Origin of the sequence: Rhodococcus sp. OK302, from assembly GCF_002245895.1 — a bacterium.
Classification (GTDB): Bacteria; Actinomycetota; Actinomycetes; order Mycobacteriales; family Mycobacteriaceae; genus Rhodococcus_F.
In genome coordinates this window covers 1,301,181-1,316,517 of record NZ_NPJZ01000001.1, presented here as the reverse complement: position 1 = coordinate 1,316,517, position 15,337 = coordinate 1,301,181, and the positions used below count along the sequence as shown (strand labels likewise).

Genomic DNA, 15,337 nt, shown 5'->3' with positions numbered 1-15,337 from the left:
AAAGATCAGAACGGTGCGTCGCCGACTATTCCGGCGCGCTCCATCTTTCGAACTGCAGGCCAATAGTCCTGCACCGCATAGTGTTGCGTCGATCGATTATCCCAGATCGCGACGCTGTTCTTGGTCCAACGCCACCGGACTTGATACTCGGGAATCTGCGCCTGGCTCGCCAGGTAGTTGAGGAGATTGCTCGCGCCCGGAGCAAAATCGACACCGTATCGAATGTTCTCCGGCGTGTGGTAATTGACAAGGTGCGTTGCAAACGAGTTGACAAAGAGAATCTTCTCGCCGGTCTCGGGATGCGTTCGGACAACAGGATGTTCGGCATCCGGGAAGCGTTGATTGAGCTCGTGGCGCTGCTCGATCGGCATCCGCGCCCCGAAGGTCGACTCGATACTGTGCCGAGCCCTCAGATCCTTGATCTGTTCCTTGACCGCGGCCGGCAGGTTCTCGTAAGCCAGAGCCATGTTCACCCAGATGGTGTCACCACCGACGGGAGGTGTTTCCACACAACGGAGTACACAACCCATGGGCGGGTTCACGCGCCAGGTGGCGTCGCAATGGTAGGCATTCTCGAAGTGTTCGGGAGGGCTGTCGAGATCCTTGTAGATGCGAACCAAACCGGGATGCTCGGGATCGCTACCCAGCGCAGGGTGATCCTCGAGTTCACCGAAACGCTGTGCAAGCTCTACGTGTTCGGTCCTGCTGAAATCCTGATCGCGGAAGAACAGAACCTTGTGTTCGAGCAGCAGCGACCTGATTTCGGCAAACAATGCGTCGTCGCGGGAGACCTCACCGAGGTCTACTCCCGACAACTCGGCACCGATGGAGCAAGTCAGCTTTTGGACGGTGATCGAACTGGCGGTCGTCTTGTTCAGCGTTGCGGTGTTGTTCATGACAAGTCCTCTACAGGCGCTTATTCTCAGACGGAAAAGACGGACGACCCGATGCTGCGGCCGGATTCCATATCGTGGTGCGCGCGCACCGCATCTTCGAGTGCGTAGCGCTGATTGATTTCGATCTTGATGCGACCAGCTTCGACGTGCGAGAAGAGTTCGCCTGCCAGTTCGGCACGCTCCGCCGGGTCTGCGATGTAATCAGCGAGAGCCGGACGGGTTACGAAGAGAGATCCCTTGACCGCCAACTGCATTGCGTTGATCGGCGGCGTCGGACCGGATGCGGTACCGAAGCACACCAGCAGTCCGCGGCGCGCCAGCGAATCGAGCGAAATATCGAATGTGGACTGCCCGATGCTGTCGTACACAACCGGCACTCCGACACCGCCGGTGATCTCTCTGACTCTGGCTACGACGTCTTCACGGGTGTAGATGATGACCTCGTCGCAGCCATGGGCGCGAGCAACAGCAGCCTTCTCGTCAGTGGAAACAGTACCGATCACCTTGACTCCCAGCAGTTTTGCCCACTGGGTGAAGATGAGTCCCACGCCGCCGGCAGCTGCGTGCAAAAGAACGGTGTCACCGGCCTTGAGCGGGTAGATGCGACGCAGGAGGTACGCGGCGGTCAATCCTCGCATGGTCATCGCTGCAGCGGTGTCGAAAGCAATGCCGTCAGGCAGCGCAATCAGATCCGAGGCCGGCATGATGCGTTCCGTGCTGTACGCCCCGAGCGGACTGCCGGTGTACGTCACCCGGTCCCCCACACTGAAATCGACACCGGAACCGACCGCCTCGATCACACCAGCGCCCTCGACACCCATTCCTGCCGGTAGCTGCGCTGGGTAGAGGCCACTTCGGAAATAAGTGTCGGCAAAGTTCAGGCCAACCGCCTCGTGCCGAATCCGGACCTCACCGGCACCCGGCTCTCCTACCTCCACGTCTTCCCATTGCATGACAGACGGGGTACCGATTTCATGGAATCGAATGGCGTTCGCCATGATGCTCTCCAATTCTGTGGACATTCTCGACGCCGCGAGCGGCCGAGCTGTATTCGTACGCAACAAGTTCCGGGAATCGTGATCGACTTCGGTATCGCGCCGAACTGATGAGAACCAGATTAGGTGAGATCCGGCTCACATGCTTAACTTGACGAGACACGCAACACGTCATTTTGGGACATCTAGCCGAGGATCCTCCATGAAGCCATTGGCCCGCTACGCATCGCTCAACCGCTACGTCGACCTTTGCCACTCGGTAGACATCGACGCCGTAACACTCATGCGGAGTGTCGATCTCACACCCGCCAGCCTGGCAATCCCCGACCAATGGGTGCCCGCAGCCTCGATTGCCACACTCCTCGAACGGTCCGCAGCGGCATCCGGACACGAAGACTTCGGCCTACTCCTGGCCGAACTGCGCCGACTCTCCAACCTCGGACCACTCAGCCTCGTCATCAGAGAGGAACCCGACGTCAGAAGCGCGTTGGACGTCCTCATGCGTTACGAGCACACCTACAACGAGGCACTACGAATTCGATTGACCGAAGTCAACGGACTCGCCACCCTGCGTATCGAACTGGAGGTCGGAGAACCCGTCGACTCCCGGCAGACCGTCGAACTCGCCGTTGGAGCAACCCTGCAGATCCTGCGGAGTTTTCTCGGATCGCGCTGGCAACCCGTCAGCGTCGGATTCACGCACAGCGCACCGAAGGACACCAGCACCCACCGAAGAATTCTGGGCAACGCAGTGGATTTTGATCACGAGTTCACCGGAATCGTGTTCTACGCCAGCGATCTCGATGCAGCCAACCAACTGTCCGACGAACTTCTGCGTCCCTACGCCCGACAATTTCTCGACTCACTTCCCGTTGCCACATCCTCTGACACACTGAGTCGCACAAAGGAATTGATCGAAGTTCTACTTCCGACCGGGAGGTGTTCAGCCGAGCACGTTGCGCGAAGTCTCGGGTTTGATCGTCGAACGCTGCATCGCCACCTCGCCGAATCCGAGCTGACGTTCACCGGGGTTCTCAATTCGGTTCGCAGTGCGCTCGCGGAACGCTTTGTATCGAATCCCCGCTATTCACTGACCGAGGTCGCCGTCCACCTCGGGTTCTCCACCCAGGGCAGTTTCTCACGATGGTTTCGCAACGAGTTCGACGTCAGCCCCAGCGCCTGGCGAAGCGCGCACAAAATGTGAAGGTACTAGCTGACCAGCACAACCCCGACGTAGGCGATGGTCGCCACCCAGACGGTCGAAATTGCGGCCAGCACGAACGGACGTACGCCCACTCCACGAATCACACTGATTCGCACGCCGAGCCCCAAACCGAACATCGCGGCGGCCAACAAGGCAGTCTGAACCATCTTGGCATCGGCGAGCAGGCCCTCGGGCAAAAGACCCGTCGAGCGCAGTCCCATGAATCCGATGAAGGCCAGGGTGAAGAACGGAACCAGCGGCGGCCGTTTGACATTCGGATTCGAATTGTCGGACAGGGAGCGCTGACGAATACTCAGGAATGCCATGACCGGCGCCAACATGAGCACACGCGCGAGCTTGACGATGGTTGCAACACCGAGCGCAGTGGCACCGAGGGCGCTACCGGCAGCGACAACCTGCGCAACCTCGTGAATCGATCCGCCGGCCCACATGCCGGCACTGATGTCACTCATCCCGAAACTTCTGGCCAACAACGGAATTGTCGGAATCATCAAGGTGCCGAAGATGACAACGAGTGCTACTGCCGTGAGCAATTCTTCTTCTTTTGCGTCGACGACTCCGTCCGCGGCAGCAACGGCAGCAGCACCACAGATCGAGAAACCGCAGGCGATCAGTAGTCGCTGGGTCCACGAGAGCCCCAGAAGCTTTCCGGCATACATTGTTCCAGCGATACCGAGAACCACGATCGCCACGACCACACCGATCACGCCCCAGCCCAGGTTCAGGATGTCACTGAACATCAATTGCAAGCCGAGCAGTGCAATACCGACACGCAACAACCTCTTGGACGAGAAGGTCAGTCCGGGCTGGAAATTCGCGGGGAGGGTAACCAGGTTTGCGAGAACAGCGCCGGCCACAATGGCGATCAGCAACGGACTCACCGTGGCGAAGAAGCTACCGACCGTCAACGCGACCACTGCGCCGACAGCACACAGCGCCACACCCGGCACCAGCGCGGTCACGCCCGCCCAACGGTGAGGTTGCGGCACATCGGCAACGACGGCCTGTTTTTCGGCCACGGTCTTCACATCACGGTTCACCTCTTCAGGGTCCGCCAGACTTCTGCAATGCGGTAGATCGATTCTTGCTATCACGAGATATCAATTCGATATGGCCCTACGGCTAGGTATAGCCTGAACGCATGACTCGACGATGGCCGGATCTCAGCACTCTCGAGCTACTCATCGGCATTGACGACCACGGAAGTCTCAGCGCTGCAAGCCGTCTCGCGCACATCGCGCAACCCAACGCCAGCCGCGCAGTCAAAGCTCTCGAACGACAGCTCGGCATGCCGCTAATCCATCGACGATCCACCGGCGCAACGTTGACGCCACAAGGGACCGTCATCGTTCACTGGGCTCGCCGGGTGCTGGACAATTCAAGACAACTTCTCGACGTCGCCGAGGGAATGCGGACCGAACGATCGGCAGAACTGACCGTCTGCGCGAGCATGACCGTGGCAGAACATCTGATCCCAGCCTGGCTTGGCAGTTTTCGCGGATTGCACCCAGATGTGACCGTGCATCTTCAGGTCTACAACTCGACTCGCGTCATCGAAGCGATCGATGCCGGAACGTGCGACGTCGGTTTCATCGAATCCCCCACCGCGCCAAGGCATCTACACAGCATTACCGTCGCCCGCGATTCGCTCGTAGTTGTCGTTCACCCCGAGCATCCTTGGGCACGCCGACGCAAGCCGCTCACCGCACCTGAATTGGCCACGACACCACTACTCGTGCGCGAACCCGGATCCGGAACCAGAACAACGCTCGACCTGGCACTTCAAGAGTACGAACGTGCTGCACCCTTGCTTGAACTGGGAAGCTCGGCAGCGATCCGCACCAGCGTGCTGGGAGGCGTCGGTCCGGCGGTACTGAGCACGCTGGCAGTGAACGACCAAGTGAAAACCGGCGAACTGCGAGTAGTCGAAGTCGACGGCCTCGTACTCGACCGAACCCTCCGCGCCGTGTGGCGCCCCCCGCGTCAACTCGAGGGGCCGGCCGGCGATTTGGTGAAGCTTGTCCGGATGCGCAGCGCGTAGCGCCTCGCTACTTCGCTTTTGCGGCTGCCTTCGCAGCCTTCTTGAACTCACGGACCTCGAGCAAGGACTGCTCGTCGACAACATCGGCGATAGAGCGCCGCGAGCCGTCGAGTCCGTAATCCCCAGCGGCCTCACGCCAACCCTCCGGCTGGACACCGATTTGTTTTCCGAGGAGCGCCAGGAAGATTCGCGCTTTCTGATCTCCGTAACCGGGCAACGCCTTGAGGCGCTTCAGCACTGTCTTGCCGTCCGGGTCACCTGACGTCCAGATCGCCGCAGTGTCGCCGTCGTAGTTTTCGACGATGTACTGGCACACGAGTTGAATGCGCTCCCCCATCGACTTGGGGAAACGGTGCACCGCGGGTGTTTGAGCGCAGATCGCGATGAACTCGTCAGTGTCCATGTCGGCGATTCTGTGGATGTCGAGACCGCCCATCCGATCGGCCAGCTTCTTCGGCCCCAGAAATGCTGTCTCCATCGGAACCTGCTGATCGAGGAGCATGCCGAGCAACAGCGCCAGCGGATCCGCAGACAGGAGTGCATCGGCTTCGGGATCACCCACAAGATTCAGGTTCAGTGCCATGCGTCCGATCTTGCCACGTCAGATGGCTGTTACTTCAGCTTCCGGCTCCGGTACTGCCCACTTCTTCCAACCGAACAGGATCAGAGTGCTCACTGCAGCGACGACAAACACCCACAGATAGATGGCACCCGTCAGGATGCTCAGATAATCCGGGACTGTAAGCATGAACAGACCCATACCGACAAAGCGGTCGGTGCCGGGAAATACCGTCGGATCCCACCAGGTACGCGACCAATTCAGTACCGGCAGCAGAAACACGACCGGCGCAATCCACGCCCACGCCTTCCGCGACGCCATCGCATAATGGGCAGCCAAAATCACCAGCGGCACGAACCACACCCAATGATGGCCCCAGGAAAAGGGCGACACCACAGTGGCTGTAAGCCCGGTCAGGGTAATACCGAGCAGCTTCTGTCCTTGCCGATAGGCAACCCACGCAGCGCCCAGCCCCAAGCACGCTGCCAGCGCACTCAGACCCAGAACCAGCACCTGCGACGGTTCCGGAGTATGCGTGAGTCGAGCGATCAAACCGGACACCGACTGATTGCTGGGCGCATCCGAGCGCCCGACGCGCTCACTGTCGAACAGTGTGCCGGTCCAGTACGTATACGCATCGTGGTACATCACGATGAAACCCAGAGCCACAGTCGCCGCAAAGGTCAGAACCGCTGTCACCAGCGCGCGCCACTGCTTCGTGACGAACAGATACGCCCAGAAGAACGCCGGCGTCAGCTTCACGCCCGCAGCGATCCCGGCACCGATCCCCCGAAGGCGACTCTTCTCGTCCCGACCCAAGTCCCACACGATCAACAGCAACAGGAAGATATTTATCTGCCCCAGCCAGAGCGTCGTACGTACCGGCTCCATGAACAGGAAGATGACCGTGGCCAACACACTCACGGCATACGCCTTGGCGTCGAGACGATAGCCGAGATACTTCCAGCACAACACGATTACCGCGAAGAGTGCCGCAACATTGAGGACCGACCAGACGACGATCGCCTGTTGAAACGTGAGCACCGCCCACACCGTGAACAGGATTCCCGCAAACGGCGTGTACGTGAACATCATGCCTTTGAAGACGGGACCGTCGTACAACGGAAGCCCCTGGACCACAAAACTCCCGCCGTGGCGGTAGACGTCGAGATCGAGGAAATTGTGGAAGATTCCCCAATAGATTGCATCCATCGGGACGCCGCACAGAACCATCAGCACAGAAGCGATCGCCAGCACCGTGAGAACGGCAAAACCGATCACACCTACCCGCAGTCGACGCTTACTCTGCTGTGGAACGTCCGACTCTCCCACCGAACTCGCTTCGAGCCCAGAACTTTCCGAACCGCTGATTTCGCCCGTCACTACAACCTCCGGGTTTGCATCATCTGTCGGGTACTTGTGAACCGAACGCTACAAGAAATGACCGGAAATACCGACCGGGCACGCCGTTTTCAGTAGCTCAGTTCTCAGCAAGTCGCGATTCTGTAGCCGCCAGCAGAACACACGTTGCGACGCCGTCCATCGCGACCTCGAGATCCCCGAGCGACGGGAAACTCGGAGCCAAACGAATGTTCCGGTCATCCGGATCCACGCTGTACGGGAACGCCGAACCGGCCGCTGTGAGCGCGATACCAGCATTTTTAGCGAGTTCGATGACGCGCTTAGCCGTGCCGTCGATGACGTCGAGGCTGATGAAGTAGCCCCCCTTGGGCTCGGTCCACGACGCGACCTTCGACGCACCCAACCGATCCTCGAGGATCTTCAGAACCAACTCGAACTTGGGTGCAAGCAACTCGCGATGCTTCTCCATATGCGCACGAACACCGTCCGCATTGCCGAAGAAGCGCAGGTGGCGGAGCTGATTTACCTTGTCCGGGCCGATACTCTTCTTGCCCAGGAACTTCTGGTACCAAGCAAGGTTCTCGGCCGAACTGCCGAAGAAGCTCACGCCGGCGCCGGCAAAAGTAATCTTGGACGTCGATGCGAACACCAACGGCCGGTTGGGATGCCCGGCCTCGGCAGCCATCGAAAGAACGTCATAGGACGGCGCGATCTCGCCGAACAGCGGATGCACCGCGTAAGCGTTGTCCCAGTACAGACGGAAATCAGGTGCTGCGGCGGGCATCGAAGCCAGAGTGCGCACAATTTCTTCCGAATACACGGCCCCGGTCGGGTTGGCGTACACCGGAACAACCCACATGCCCTTGATCTGCGGATCTGCAGCAACCAACTCGGCGATCTTGACGACATCCGGGCCGTCGTGGTTCATCGGGATCGAAATCATCTCGATGCCCAACGACTCGGTGATTGCGAAGTGGCGGTCGTAACCCGGCGCGGGGCAGAGGAACTTGACCTTCTCTTCGCGCGACCACGGCTGCGCCGAATCAGGAGTGCCGTGGAGCAGCGAGAACACCACGTTGTCGTGCATGATCTCGAGGCTCGCATTGTTGCCGGCCAGGAGGTTGGCAACCGGAATGCCGAGCAGTTCACCGAAGATGGCACGCAGTTCCGGCAAGCCCGTCAAGCCACCGTAGTTGCGGCAGTCAGTACCGCTTCCGTCACGGAAATCACCGTCGCCGGGCAGCGTCAACAACGCTGCGGAAAGGTCGAGTTGCTCGGGCGAAGGCTTACCGCGAGTCAGATCGAGTGCGAGCTTCTGAGCCTGGAGCTGCGTGTACTTCGCGCTCTGACTCTCATGCTCGGAGGTGAGTTCTTCAGGGCTCATCAACCCGATCTGGGTTTGGATAGGCATCCGGAGCGGCCTTTCACCGACGAGGCGGGGTCGGGATATATGAAAAAAATAGAGGACCCCGCGCACCCGGCAGAGCCCGTTGACCCTTGCTGCCTTCCGGCCCTGGGGGAGTTCACAGGATGCGCGCCGCGCGGGATCCAATGAACAGTGTAGACGGCTCCGGGGGTACACCGCACACCACCCGCCATTACGGCCAATTTCATTGCATCAGCGCAGGTCAGGTACCCGTTTAACGCTTATCGTCAACTGTTGGGTATGCTACTCCACGGAGGATTCGCCTAGTGGCCTATGGCGCTCGCCTGGAACGCGGGTTGGGTTAACGCCCTCAGGGGTTCAAATCCCCTATCCTCCGCCAGGGAAACCCCCTGTGAACTGCCGAGAAGCAGTTCACAGGGGGTTCTTTTTTGCCTTCATGGAGCAGGTGGAGCACGCCATGAGGCAACTGTCTACCCTCTGCAATCGCCTGCAATCGCCAGATCTGTCTCGACGTCATCCTCGGCGCGAGCATGAATGCCTCTGGCTGCGAGAATCTCGACCAACCGGATCCCCACACGATTTCCGAGCTCTCGATCAATTGCGTAGAAGTCGACCGCCGACGTGTACGGCGGGTACTCGATGGCCGTGTCATCGATGTCAGGAACGACCCAGTGCGGCCACGTTGGACGAAGCATTTCTTCGACAACCTGCGCCGCGATCAGGGATTCGGAGACTACGATCCCCGAAGTCGCGGCCAACTGATTGAAGCTCGCCGACAAAAACCATTGTGCGACAAGCTTTTCACGCCGATATCAGCGGGTTCGCAAGACCACGGTGTTCGTTTCGGTATCGACAGCAACCCACGCGGGTTCGCCTTCGGCGTCGTCCTCGCGATGCATCAACGCGCTCTGCCGTTGCTCGAATTCGTGATGCTTTGAACCCTGGAACAGTGCCGCCACTTCCTCGAATCCCGCCGCCGACACCGGCCGTGAGGTACGCCCCCGCGTCCACGGCAACGCCCTGCCACCAGTGAGCCGATTCCACAAGGTTTCCGCAAAAGCGAACAGGATCAGCAGTACCAACAGCCCTGGAAGGGTCAGCGCAAAGACAGTGCCCATCCAGCAAGTTTAACGGCCACTACGCACAATGCACCCGAAGTGACCAGAGCGTCGGTGGTCTGGAACACTCACATCGGGGATTTTTCAGGTTGCTGCCCGCAGCACCGACGGGGGGACAGCACACGATGAGCATGATTCTCGCGGCTACAGCTCAGCCGGACACAACCCACACTTTCGGCGTCGAACTCGCGTTCTTCGGCCATACGGTCCATTTGTTCGGATCAGGTCGTCACAGTCTCGACGCCCTTGGCACCGATAGCTTCGATGTCGCTGTACTCGACCTGTCACTCCCCGATATCGACGGCTTCGAAGTTGCGCGCCAAATTCGGCTTCGCAGTGAAATTCCGATCATCATGGTCGTCGAATCATCAGAGGACATCGAGGACGCGCCCACTCGGGTGGCGTCTGATTTTGCGGTGAGCCCGGTCAGCGCCCGGGATCTCGATTTTCGTGTCACCTCACTGCTGCGGACGACGCCGGCGCCGCGCACGGACAAACGCGAACGCCACGGCGAATTACAGATCGACCGACGCGCCATGACCGCGTCTGTCGGCGGTCGCCAATTAGATTTGACCCGAACAGAATTGCGCGTGCTTCTCGAAATGTCGGGACGCCCGGGCCACGTCTACTCCCGGGATCAGCTTCTCGCGAATGTCTGGGGCGAATCGACCTCCGCCAAGACCCGAGCCGTCGACGCCAATATTCAGAGCCTGCGAGCGAAGATCGAATCCGACTCTGCCCGACCGAATTACATCAAAACTGTGCGCGGGTTCGGCTACCGTTTCGGCCCGGTCGACTGAACACCGCACGGTAGCGAACCGTCGCGTCCCCGTCCTGGGCGATATCTCTCGCCCAGGACGGGGACGCGCTTCGCTAGTGACCGAACCAATGCGCGGGAGCGGAAAGGCTTGCCGGCAAACGCGTTTTGCCATTACCCCGAGCTGCGTTGATCTGAGGCTGGGTGACGTACAACGCGGCTGAGAGATCGGTGCCCTCCAGCCACGCATCACGTAGATCCGCGCCGAGCAGGTCTACCGCAGTGAGGTCGCTTTCCCGCAGATCCGCAGCGATCAGGCAGGCCCCGCGCAGGTCTGCCCCACACAATCTGCGTGCCCGCAGATCGGCTCCGGCAAGATCTGCCGCCGGTGCCAGGTTCGGGTCCAGATGGCCGGCTTCAGCGAAGTAGGAAGCCCGAACTTCCTCACTGACCTCCATCAGAACCATTCTGACCGCGCTGTGCAGTGCACCGATGTCTGCCGAGAACAGTTCGGCGAGACTCCCGTGAGTCAGTGCGGCAATTGCTGATTCGAGTTCACGAACTTCGTGCGCAGCATCCGGGCCGTAGGCGCGTTCCTCCGCCTCGGACAGGTACCACAGCATCTCGTGCAATTGCTTCACGATCTTGAATGCCGCGAACATGTCCGGCTGGGTATCCGGCCGTTCGCGCCAGCTGACACCCGAGAACAATCGCTGCGATACGACCTGCCCCGCGCCGAAGCAATCGAAGACCGTACACCCGCGAAAACCCCGGGGACGGAGTCCTTCATGGACAGTGCAGGAGAACGTCGATGCCAGATGCCGACAGGGCGAGCCGACCGGCTTGTCTTCGGCAAAATCTGCCGATCGTGAAAATCCGAAGGCAGTGCAGCACAAAGCGAAACAACTTCCGCAGTCGGCGCGCAGATCCTCGCGACGCAGCGATGACGGCATGGACGTGGGTGTAGACGAGATGATCAAGTGAGCTCCCAGTAGCGATGTGTGTGCAGGACGGGAGGCGGGAACCCGATATCGGATTCCCTCTCGGGGCACACGGAATCACCACCGCACGTAGGCGCGGCGCACGATCACTACGGAAGGTCTGGGTCACAGACAAGTTTTGATAAGCACTGCCGACAAACTAGCAGCCCGGAAAATGCCTCGAAGAAAACAATCCCGATTCGCCCCAGATCCTGAAGAATCAGCTCCATGACTTCCACCGATATCTCCCCCGCCCAGCGCTACCGAAATCTGGCCGCCAATTTCACCCAGCGAATTGACGCAGTGCCCGAGCAGAACTGGGACAACGACTCTCCGTGCGACGGCTGGACTGCGCGGGATCTACTGCGACATGTGATCGACAGTGAACGAGACATGGTCAAGGTCGTCGGCCTCGAACTGGCGTCAGGTCCGTCCGTCGACGAAAACCCGGCCGCTGCGTGGGCTGCGGTGCGCGATTCGATGCAGGCCATACTGGACGACCCGGCCAAGGCGAACCTCGAGTACGACGGCCACTTCGGCCGAACCAATCTCGGAGCTACCGTCGAAGGTTTCCTGTGCTTCGATCTGGTCGTTCACGGATGGGATCTCGCCGTCGCAACCGGTACCGACACGTCGATTCCGGACGACGATGTGGAATGGGCGTCGCAGATCGCTACAAGCCTCGGCGATTCGATCCGAATGGACGGCGTCTGCGGCCCCGAGATGCCGGTTTCCGACGACGCGGACAAAGCAACCCGACTTATGGCCTATCTCGGCCGTGCCGCCTGAAAAACACCCCTGACGTGCAGGTTGTTTCAATACGCCTGTAATCTCCAGGCATGCGCGAAGGTCGAAAATCAGCTACGAACCCGGATTTGCTGGCCGCGGCGCTTTTTGACGTTGCCGCCGAATCAGGGCTCGAAAATGCCAGCGTCCGAGAGGTCGCGAAGCGCGCAGAGGTGTCGATCGGGGCTGTCCAACATCACTTCTCGACCAAAGAACAGATGTTGACATTCGCGCTACGCACCTTGACCGAGCGAATGCTGAATCGTCTCACTGAATCTGCGCCGGGCGCCTCCCCGCACGTCGCACTGTTCCACGCTTTGTCACAGCTACTCCCCCTCGACGAGCAGCGCACCCGCGAAGCTCACGTCCTGGCCGCATTTGCCGTGCGGGCAGCGACCAGTGCACCGTTGGCAGAAATTCGGCGAACCGCACTGTTCACCGTTCGCACCGGCATTTCTGCCGTTCTGATCCAGGTTGCCCTGCCCGAAGCCGAAACGCGCGCGGCACTTCTCCTTGCGACGGTCAACGGATTGGCACTCGACGCGATCGGCAATCCCGACCTGTATCCCGCGCACTATCTCGAGTACGCCCTCGAAAGTCAGATCCGCCTCACCCTTCACGACGCCGAGGTGTCGACCGGATTGGCGGGCTGACGTGGTGGGAGCAGGACGTTTTGCACCGAGCCCTTCCGGTGATCTGCATCTGGGGAACCTGCGCACCGCCCTCCTGGCCTGGCTGTTTGCCCGCACCACCGGCCGCGAGTTCCTCATTCGTGTCGAAGATCTGGATCGAGTCCGGCCCGGTGCCATGGACCGTCAACTCGACGACCTCCGTGCGCTCGGCCTGGGCTGGGACGGCGAGGTCGTCAAACAATCGGATCGGCTGCCGCTGTATGCGGAAGCCATCGAGACACTGAACGGTCGGGGGCTCACGTACCCCTGCTTCTGCACTCGCAAGGAAATCCTGCAAGCACCGTCTGCGCCTCACTCTCCCGACGGGGCGTATCCGGGAACGTGCCGGAATCTCTCGGCCTCCGAGCAAGCCGAAAAACTCGCGACCGGCCGAAACCCAGCTCTTCGGCTACGGTCCGACACCGATTCGTTCACGGTTACAGACACACTGCGGGGCAACGTCACCGGCGCAGTTGACGACGTCGTCCTGCTTCGCGGCGACGGCGTGCCCGCATACAACCTTGCCGTCGTCGTCGACGACGGCGCCCAGAACATCGACCAAGTTGTACGCGGAGACGACCTGTTGAGTTCTGCCCCACGCCAGGCGCACTTGGCGACGCTCCTCGGAATCACGCCGCCGGTTTACGCTCACGTTCCTCTCGCACTGAACACCGCCGGCAAGCGCCTGGCAAAGCGGGACGGTGCGGTCACGCTCTCCGATCAACGCGCACTCGGCCGCAGTTCCGACGAGGTGCTGACAATGATTGCGTCGAGCGTCGGATTGGCTGAACCCGGAGAACTAATCACACCAATGCAATTAGCCGAACGGTTCGATGCTCAAAAGATTCCACACGAACCGTGGATCGTGACCGTCGATGATTCTGCAGGCCCACCCGAATTGCGGTAACTGACGGAAATAACAGCTAATCGTTGGCAATTTTCGTTTAGTGAAGTACCTTCGACATAGGTGAAGGCAAACAGGACATGTCGTCCTGAGCAGGTTACAACCGAGGGCCAAACCCTCGAATGACCACGCGCCCGCTGGGGGGCAACCGCACTGAGTTGCAGTGCGGCAGGAGCGGGAACAGGACGAAAAGGAAATCCGCATGGTTCGCGAGCTTCGCGAGGCACTCGACGACCATCAATTCGAGGTGTTGTACCAACCCCAGGTAAGCCTGAAATCTTCGGTTATCACCGGTTACGAAGCGCTCCTCCGGTGGAGGCATCCACTCCGAGGATTGATCGAACCACAAGACTTCATGAGATCTGCTGAAATGTCCGGCTTGATTATCCCGATCGGATTACAAGCACTCGACCTTATCTGCGCACAAATCGCAGGCTGGGACGACCACTTGAATATCGCCGTAAATTTTTCACCTCGACAACTATCCACAAAGAATGCGGCACGCGAAATACTCGATACCCTGCGTAGATCCGATACACCTCACGACAAATTCATCGTGGAAGTCACTGAACTCGGCGTCGTCAGCCAAGATGCTGCCGCCACTCTGCAGACTCTCCACGACGAGGGAATTCGCATTGCGCTCGACGATTTCGGAGCCGGATTCGCCTCGTTTGCTGCACTGTCGGAGCTGCCAATCGACATTCTCAAAGTCGACCAGACCCTGACATGGGCGCTCAGCGAAACGAAGCACCCCCGCGAGCGAGCATTCATCGTCCTGGAATCGATCGCCGAAATCGCCGAAAAACTGGGGATGGAATCCATCGCCGAGGGCATCGAAACCGCTGATCAAGCTGCTGCTGTGGTTCGTGCTGGATACGACACCGGGCAGGGCTACTACTTCGGGAAGCCACTTCCGACTGACGCACACATCACAGCTATGTAAGACTCGGCGGCTAAGCGGAACCGACTACCAGAAAAATAATGAAGAAAGCCACCAATACTGCGATCATCGCGGCACCGACAGCGATACCAGCGATTGCCAAACCGCGCCCCTGCTGACCAGTGCTCTTTATCTGGCCAAGTGCTAAAACACCCAAAATGATTCCGATAACCGACCCGAGCCCGTAGGTGCACCCTCCCGCGATCGACGTCACCAGCGCTGCAATCGCCAGCCCATTAGTCCCTACCGGCGGCGCGTAGCCTCCGCCGTATTGGCCGTAAGCGCCGTATTGCATCGGCTGCTGATAGGGAAGTGGTTGTTGGTACTGGACCGGCTGCTGAAATTGGGCCGGCGGTTGATACTGGACTGGGGGTTGATACTGGGCTGGGGGTTGATACTGAACTGGCTGCGCGAACGGGACCGGATGATCTGAAGCCGGGGTATACGTCGGCGGCGGATAGCCTGGGTACTGCTCAGTGGCAGATGTGAAGCCCGGAATCTCCCAATATGACTGCGTTATTTCTGACGAATGTCCCGCTCCGTCTGATGGAAGCCCCGGAACCTCCCCGTATCCAGGTTTTGCCAGATATTCATCTGGCGAATTCTCGCCGTTGCCCCCGGAAATCGTCATGGACGCAGCCTAAACCACCGATGACATCCGTTGCCCGACGAACAAATGCCGTCCACATTTGTGCGCCGTGACAGTAGGGTCGTAC

17 protein-coding genes, 1 tRNA gene and 1 other RNA gene are annotated in these 15,337 nt (G+C 59.7%); 8 read left to right on the top strand and 11 right to left on the bottom strand.

Features of this window, described 5'->3' with window-relative positions; genetic code table 11:
- Positions 1-5: 5 nt before the first annotated feature.
- Positions 6-896, bottom strand: a complete 891-nt coding sequence (locus tag BDB13_RS05935) for a TauD/TfdA dioxygenase family protein (protein ID WP_094270829.1) — start codon at positions 894-896, stop codon at positions 6-8.
- Between the two features lie 26 nt (positions 897-922).
- On the bottom strand, positions 923-1,894 hold the full coding sequence (locus tag BDB13_RS05930) for a quinone oxidoreductase family protein (protein ID WP_094270828.1): 972 nt from the start codon (positions 1,892-1,894) through the stop codon (positions 923-925).
- A gap of 199 nt (positions 1,895-2,093) precedes the next feature.
- Here BDB13_RS05930 and BDB13_RS05925 point away from each other — a divergent pair, with 199 nt between their 5' ends.
- Positions 2,094-3,095, top strand: a complete 1,002-nt coding sequence (locus BDB13_RS05925) for an AraC family transcriptional regulator (protein WP_094270827.1) — start codon at positions 2,094-2,096, stop codon at positions 3,093-3,095.
- Positions 3,096-3,100: 5 nt separating this feature from the next.
- On the opposite strand, the gene BDB13_RS05920 is transcribed toward BDB13_RS05925, so the two are convergent.
- Positions 3,101-4,105: a YeiH family protein gene (locus BDB13_RS05920; RefSeq protein ID WP_254922997.1), complete on the bottom strand. Its 1,005-nt coding sequence runs from the start codon at positions 4,103-4,105 to the stop codon at positions 3,101-3,103.
- Positions 4,106-4,257: 152 nt separating this feature from the next.
- On the opposite strand from BDB13_RS05920, the gene BDB13_RS05915 reads away from it, so the two are divergent.
- On the top strand, positions 4,258-5,157 hold the full coding sequence (locus BDB13_RS05915) for a LysR substrate-binding domain-containing protein (protein ID WP_094270825.1): 900 nt from the start codon (positions 4,258-4,260) through the stop codon (positions 5,155-5,157).
- A 7-nt stretch (positions 5,158-5,164) separates the two neighbouring features.
- On the opposite strand, the gene BDB13_RS05910 is transcribed toward BDB13_RS05915, so the two are convergent.
- The 4 genes from BDB13_RS05910 to ffs all read right to left on the bottom strand — a co-directional run bounded on the left by BDB13_RS05910 (position 5,165) and on the right by ffs (position 8,632).
- Positions 5,165-5,740 carry an HhH-GPD-type base excision DNA repair protein gene (locus BDB13_RS05910; RefSeq protein ID WP_094270824.1) on the bottom strand — a complete coding sequence of 192 codons (576 nt, stop codon included), beginning with the start codon at positions 5,738-5,740 and terminating at the stop codon, positions 5,165-5,167.
- A gap of 18 nt (positions 5,741-5,758) precedes the next feature.
- On the bottom strand, positions 5,759-7,099 hold the full coding sequence (locus tag BDB13_RS05905; RefSeq protein WP_094270823.1) for a glycosyltransferase 87 family protein: 1,341 nt from the start codon (positions 7,097-7,099) through the stop codon (positions 5,759-5,761).
- Positions 7,100-7,196: 97 nt separating this feature from the next.
- On the bottom strand, positions 7,197-8,489 hold the full coding sequence (locus BDB13_RS05900) for an aminotransferase class I/II-fold pyridoxal phosphate-dependent enzyme (RefSeq protein ID WP_094270822.1): 1,293 nt from the start codon (positions 8,487-8,489) through the stop codon (positions 7,197-7,199).
- Between the two features lie 43 nt (positions 8,490-8,532).
- An RNA gene (gene ffs, locus BDB13_RS05895) (signal recognition particle sRNA small type) lies at positions 8,533-8,632 on the bottom strand.
- 124 nt (positions 8,633-8,756) lie between these two features.
- Here ffs and BDB13_RS05890 point away from each other — a divergent pair.
- Positions 8,757-8,844 (top strand) — tRNA-Ser (locus BDB13_RS05890).
- Between the two features lie 91 nt (positions 8,845-8,935).
- On the opposite strand, the gene BDB13_RS05885 is transcribed toward BDB13_RS05890, so the two are convergent.
- Positions 8,936-9,223: a hypothetical protein gene (locus tag BDB13_RS05885; RefSeq protein ID WP_141210617.1), complete on the bottom strand. Its 288-nt coding sequence runs from the start codon at positions 9,221-9,223 to the stop codon at positions 8,936-8,938.
- Between the two features lie 54 nt (positions 9,224-9,277).
- Positions 9,278-9,583 (bottom strand): DUF6191 domain-containing protein, encoded by a 306-nt coding sequence (locus BDB13_RS05880; protein ID WP_094270820.1) that lies wholly within the window; start codon positions 9,581-9,583, stop codon positions 9,278-9,280.
- 125 nt (positions 9,584-9,708) lie between these two features.
- Here BDB13_RS05880 and BDB13_RS05875 point away from each other — a divergent pair, with 125 nt between their 5' ends.
- Positions 9,709-10,383: a response regulator transcription factor gene (locus BDB13_RS05875; RefSeq protein ID WP_094270819.1), complete on the top strand. Its 675-nt coding sequence runs from the start codon at positions 9,709-9,711 to the stop codon at positions 10,381-10,383.
- A gap of 73 nt (positions 10,384-10,456) precedes the next feature.
- On the opposite strand, the gene BDB13_RS05870 is transcribed toward BDB13_RS05875, so the two are convergent.
- Positions 10,457-11,320: a pentapeptide repeat-containing protein gene (locus tag BDB13_RS05870; protein WP_254922725.1), complete on the bottom strand. Its 864-nt coding sequence runs from the start codon at positions 11,318-11,320 to the stop codon at positions 10,457-10,459.
- Positions 11,321-11,548: 228 nt separating this feature from the next.
- Here BDB13_RS05870 and BDB13_RS05865 point away from each other — a divergent pair, with 228 nt between their 5' ends.
- The 4 genes from BDB13_RS05865 to BDB13_RS05850 all read left to right on the top strand — a co-directional run bounded on the left by BDB13_RS05865 (position 11,549) and on the right by BDB13_RS05850 (position 14,624).
- Entirely contained in the window at positions 11,549-12,109 is a 561-nt protein-coding gene (locus BDB13_RS05865) for a TIGR03086 family metal-binding protein (RefSeq protein ID WP_094270817.1), read from the top strand.
- A 50-nt stretch (positions 12,110-12,159) separates the two neighbouring features.
- The gene (locus BDB13_RS05860; RefSeq protein ID WP_094270816.1) at positions 12,160-12,759 is read left to right on the top strand and encodes a TetR/AcrR family transcriptional regulator; all 600 of its coding nucleotides are present in this window, start codon (positions 12,160-12,162) and stop codon (positions 12,757-12,759) included.
- A 1-nt stretch (position 12,760) separates the two neighbouring features.
- Positions 12,761-13,684: a tRNA glutamyl-Q(34) synthetase GluQRS gene (gene gluQRS / locus BDB13_RS05855; protein ID WP_094270815.1), complete on the top strand. Its 924-nt coding sequence runs from the start codon at positions 12,761-12,763 to the stop codon at positions 13,682-13,684.
- A 199-nt stretch (positions 13,685-13,883) separates the two neighbouring features.
- Entirely contained in the window at positions 13,884-14,624 is a 741-nt protein-coding gene (locus BDB13_RS05850) for an EAL domain-containing protein (protein WP_094274705.1), read from the top strand.
- Positions 14,625-14,634: 10 nt separating this feature from the next.
- Here BDB13_RS05850 and BDB13_RS05845 read toward each other — a convergent pair whose 3' ends face one another.
- Positions 14,635-15,252 (bottom strand): DUF4190 domain-containing protein, encoded by a 618-nt coding sequence (locus tag BDB13_RS05845; protein ID WP_094270814.1) that lies wholly within the window; start codon positions 15,250-15,252, stop codon positions 14,635-14,637.
- Positions 15,253-15,337: the final 85 nt, after the last annotated feature.

Excerpts from the sequence above, each read along its gene's own strand:
- BDB13_RS05935 (WP_094270829.1), bottom strand. The coding sequence starts at position 896 with ATGAACAACACCGCAACGCTGAACAAGACGACCGCCAGTTCGATCACC.
- BDB13_RS05930 (WP_094270828.1), bottom strand. The coding sequence starts at position 1,894 with ATGGCGAACGCCATTCGATTCCATGAAATCGGTACCCCGTCTGTCATG.
- BDB13_RS05925 (WP_094270827.1), top strand. The coding sequence starts at position 2,094 with ATGAAGCCATTGGCCCGCTACGCATCGCTCAACCGCTACGTCGACCTT.
- BDB13_RS05915 (WP_094270825.1), top strand. The coding sequence starts at position 4,258 with ATGACTCGACGATGGCCGGATCTCAGCACTCTCGAGCTACTCATCGGC.
- BDB13_RS05910 (WP_094270824.1), bottom strand. The coding sequence starts at position 5,740 with ATGGCACTGAACCTGAATCTTGTGGGTGATCCCGAAGCCGATGCACTC.
- BDB13_RS05900 (WP_094270822.1), bottom strand. The coding sequence starts at position 8,489 with ATGCCTATCCAAACCCAGATCGGGTTGATGAGCCCTGAAGAACTCACC.
- BDB13_RS05880 (WP_094270820.1), bottom strand. The coding sequence starts at position 9,583 with ATGGGCACTGTCTTTGCGCTGACCCTTCCAGGGCTGTTGGTACTGCTG.
- BDB13_RS05875 (WP_094270819.1), top strand. The coding sequence starts at position 9,709 with ATGAGCATGATTCTCGCGGCTACAGCTCAGCCGGACACAACCCACACT.
- BDB13_RS05865 (WP_094270817.1), top strand. The coding sequence starts at position 11,549 with ATGACTTCCACCGATATCTCCCCCGCCCAGCGCTACCGAAATCTGGCC.
- BDB13_RS05860 (WP_094270816.1), top strand. The coding sequence starts at position 12,160 with ATGCGCGAAGGTCGAAAATCAGCTACGAACCCGGATTTGCTGGCCGCG.
- BDB13_RS05850 (WP_094274705.1), top strand. The coding sequence starts at position 13,884 with ATGGTTCGCGAGCTTCGCGAGGCACTCGACGACCATCAATTCGAGGTG.
- BDB13_RS05845 (WP_094270814.1), bottom strand. The coding sequence starts at position 15,252 with ATGACGATTTCCGGGGGCAACGGCGAGAATTCGCCAGATGAATATCTG.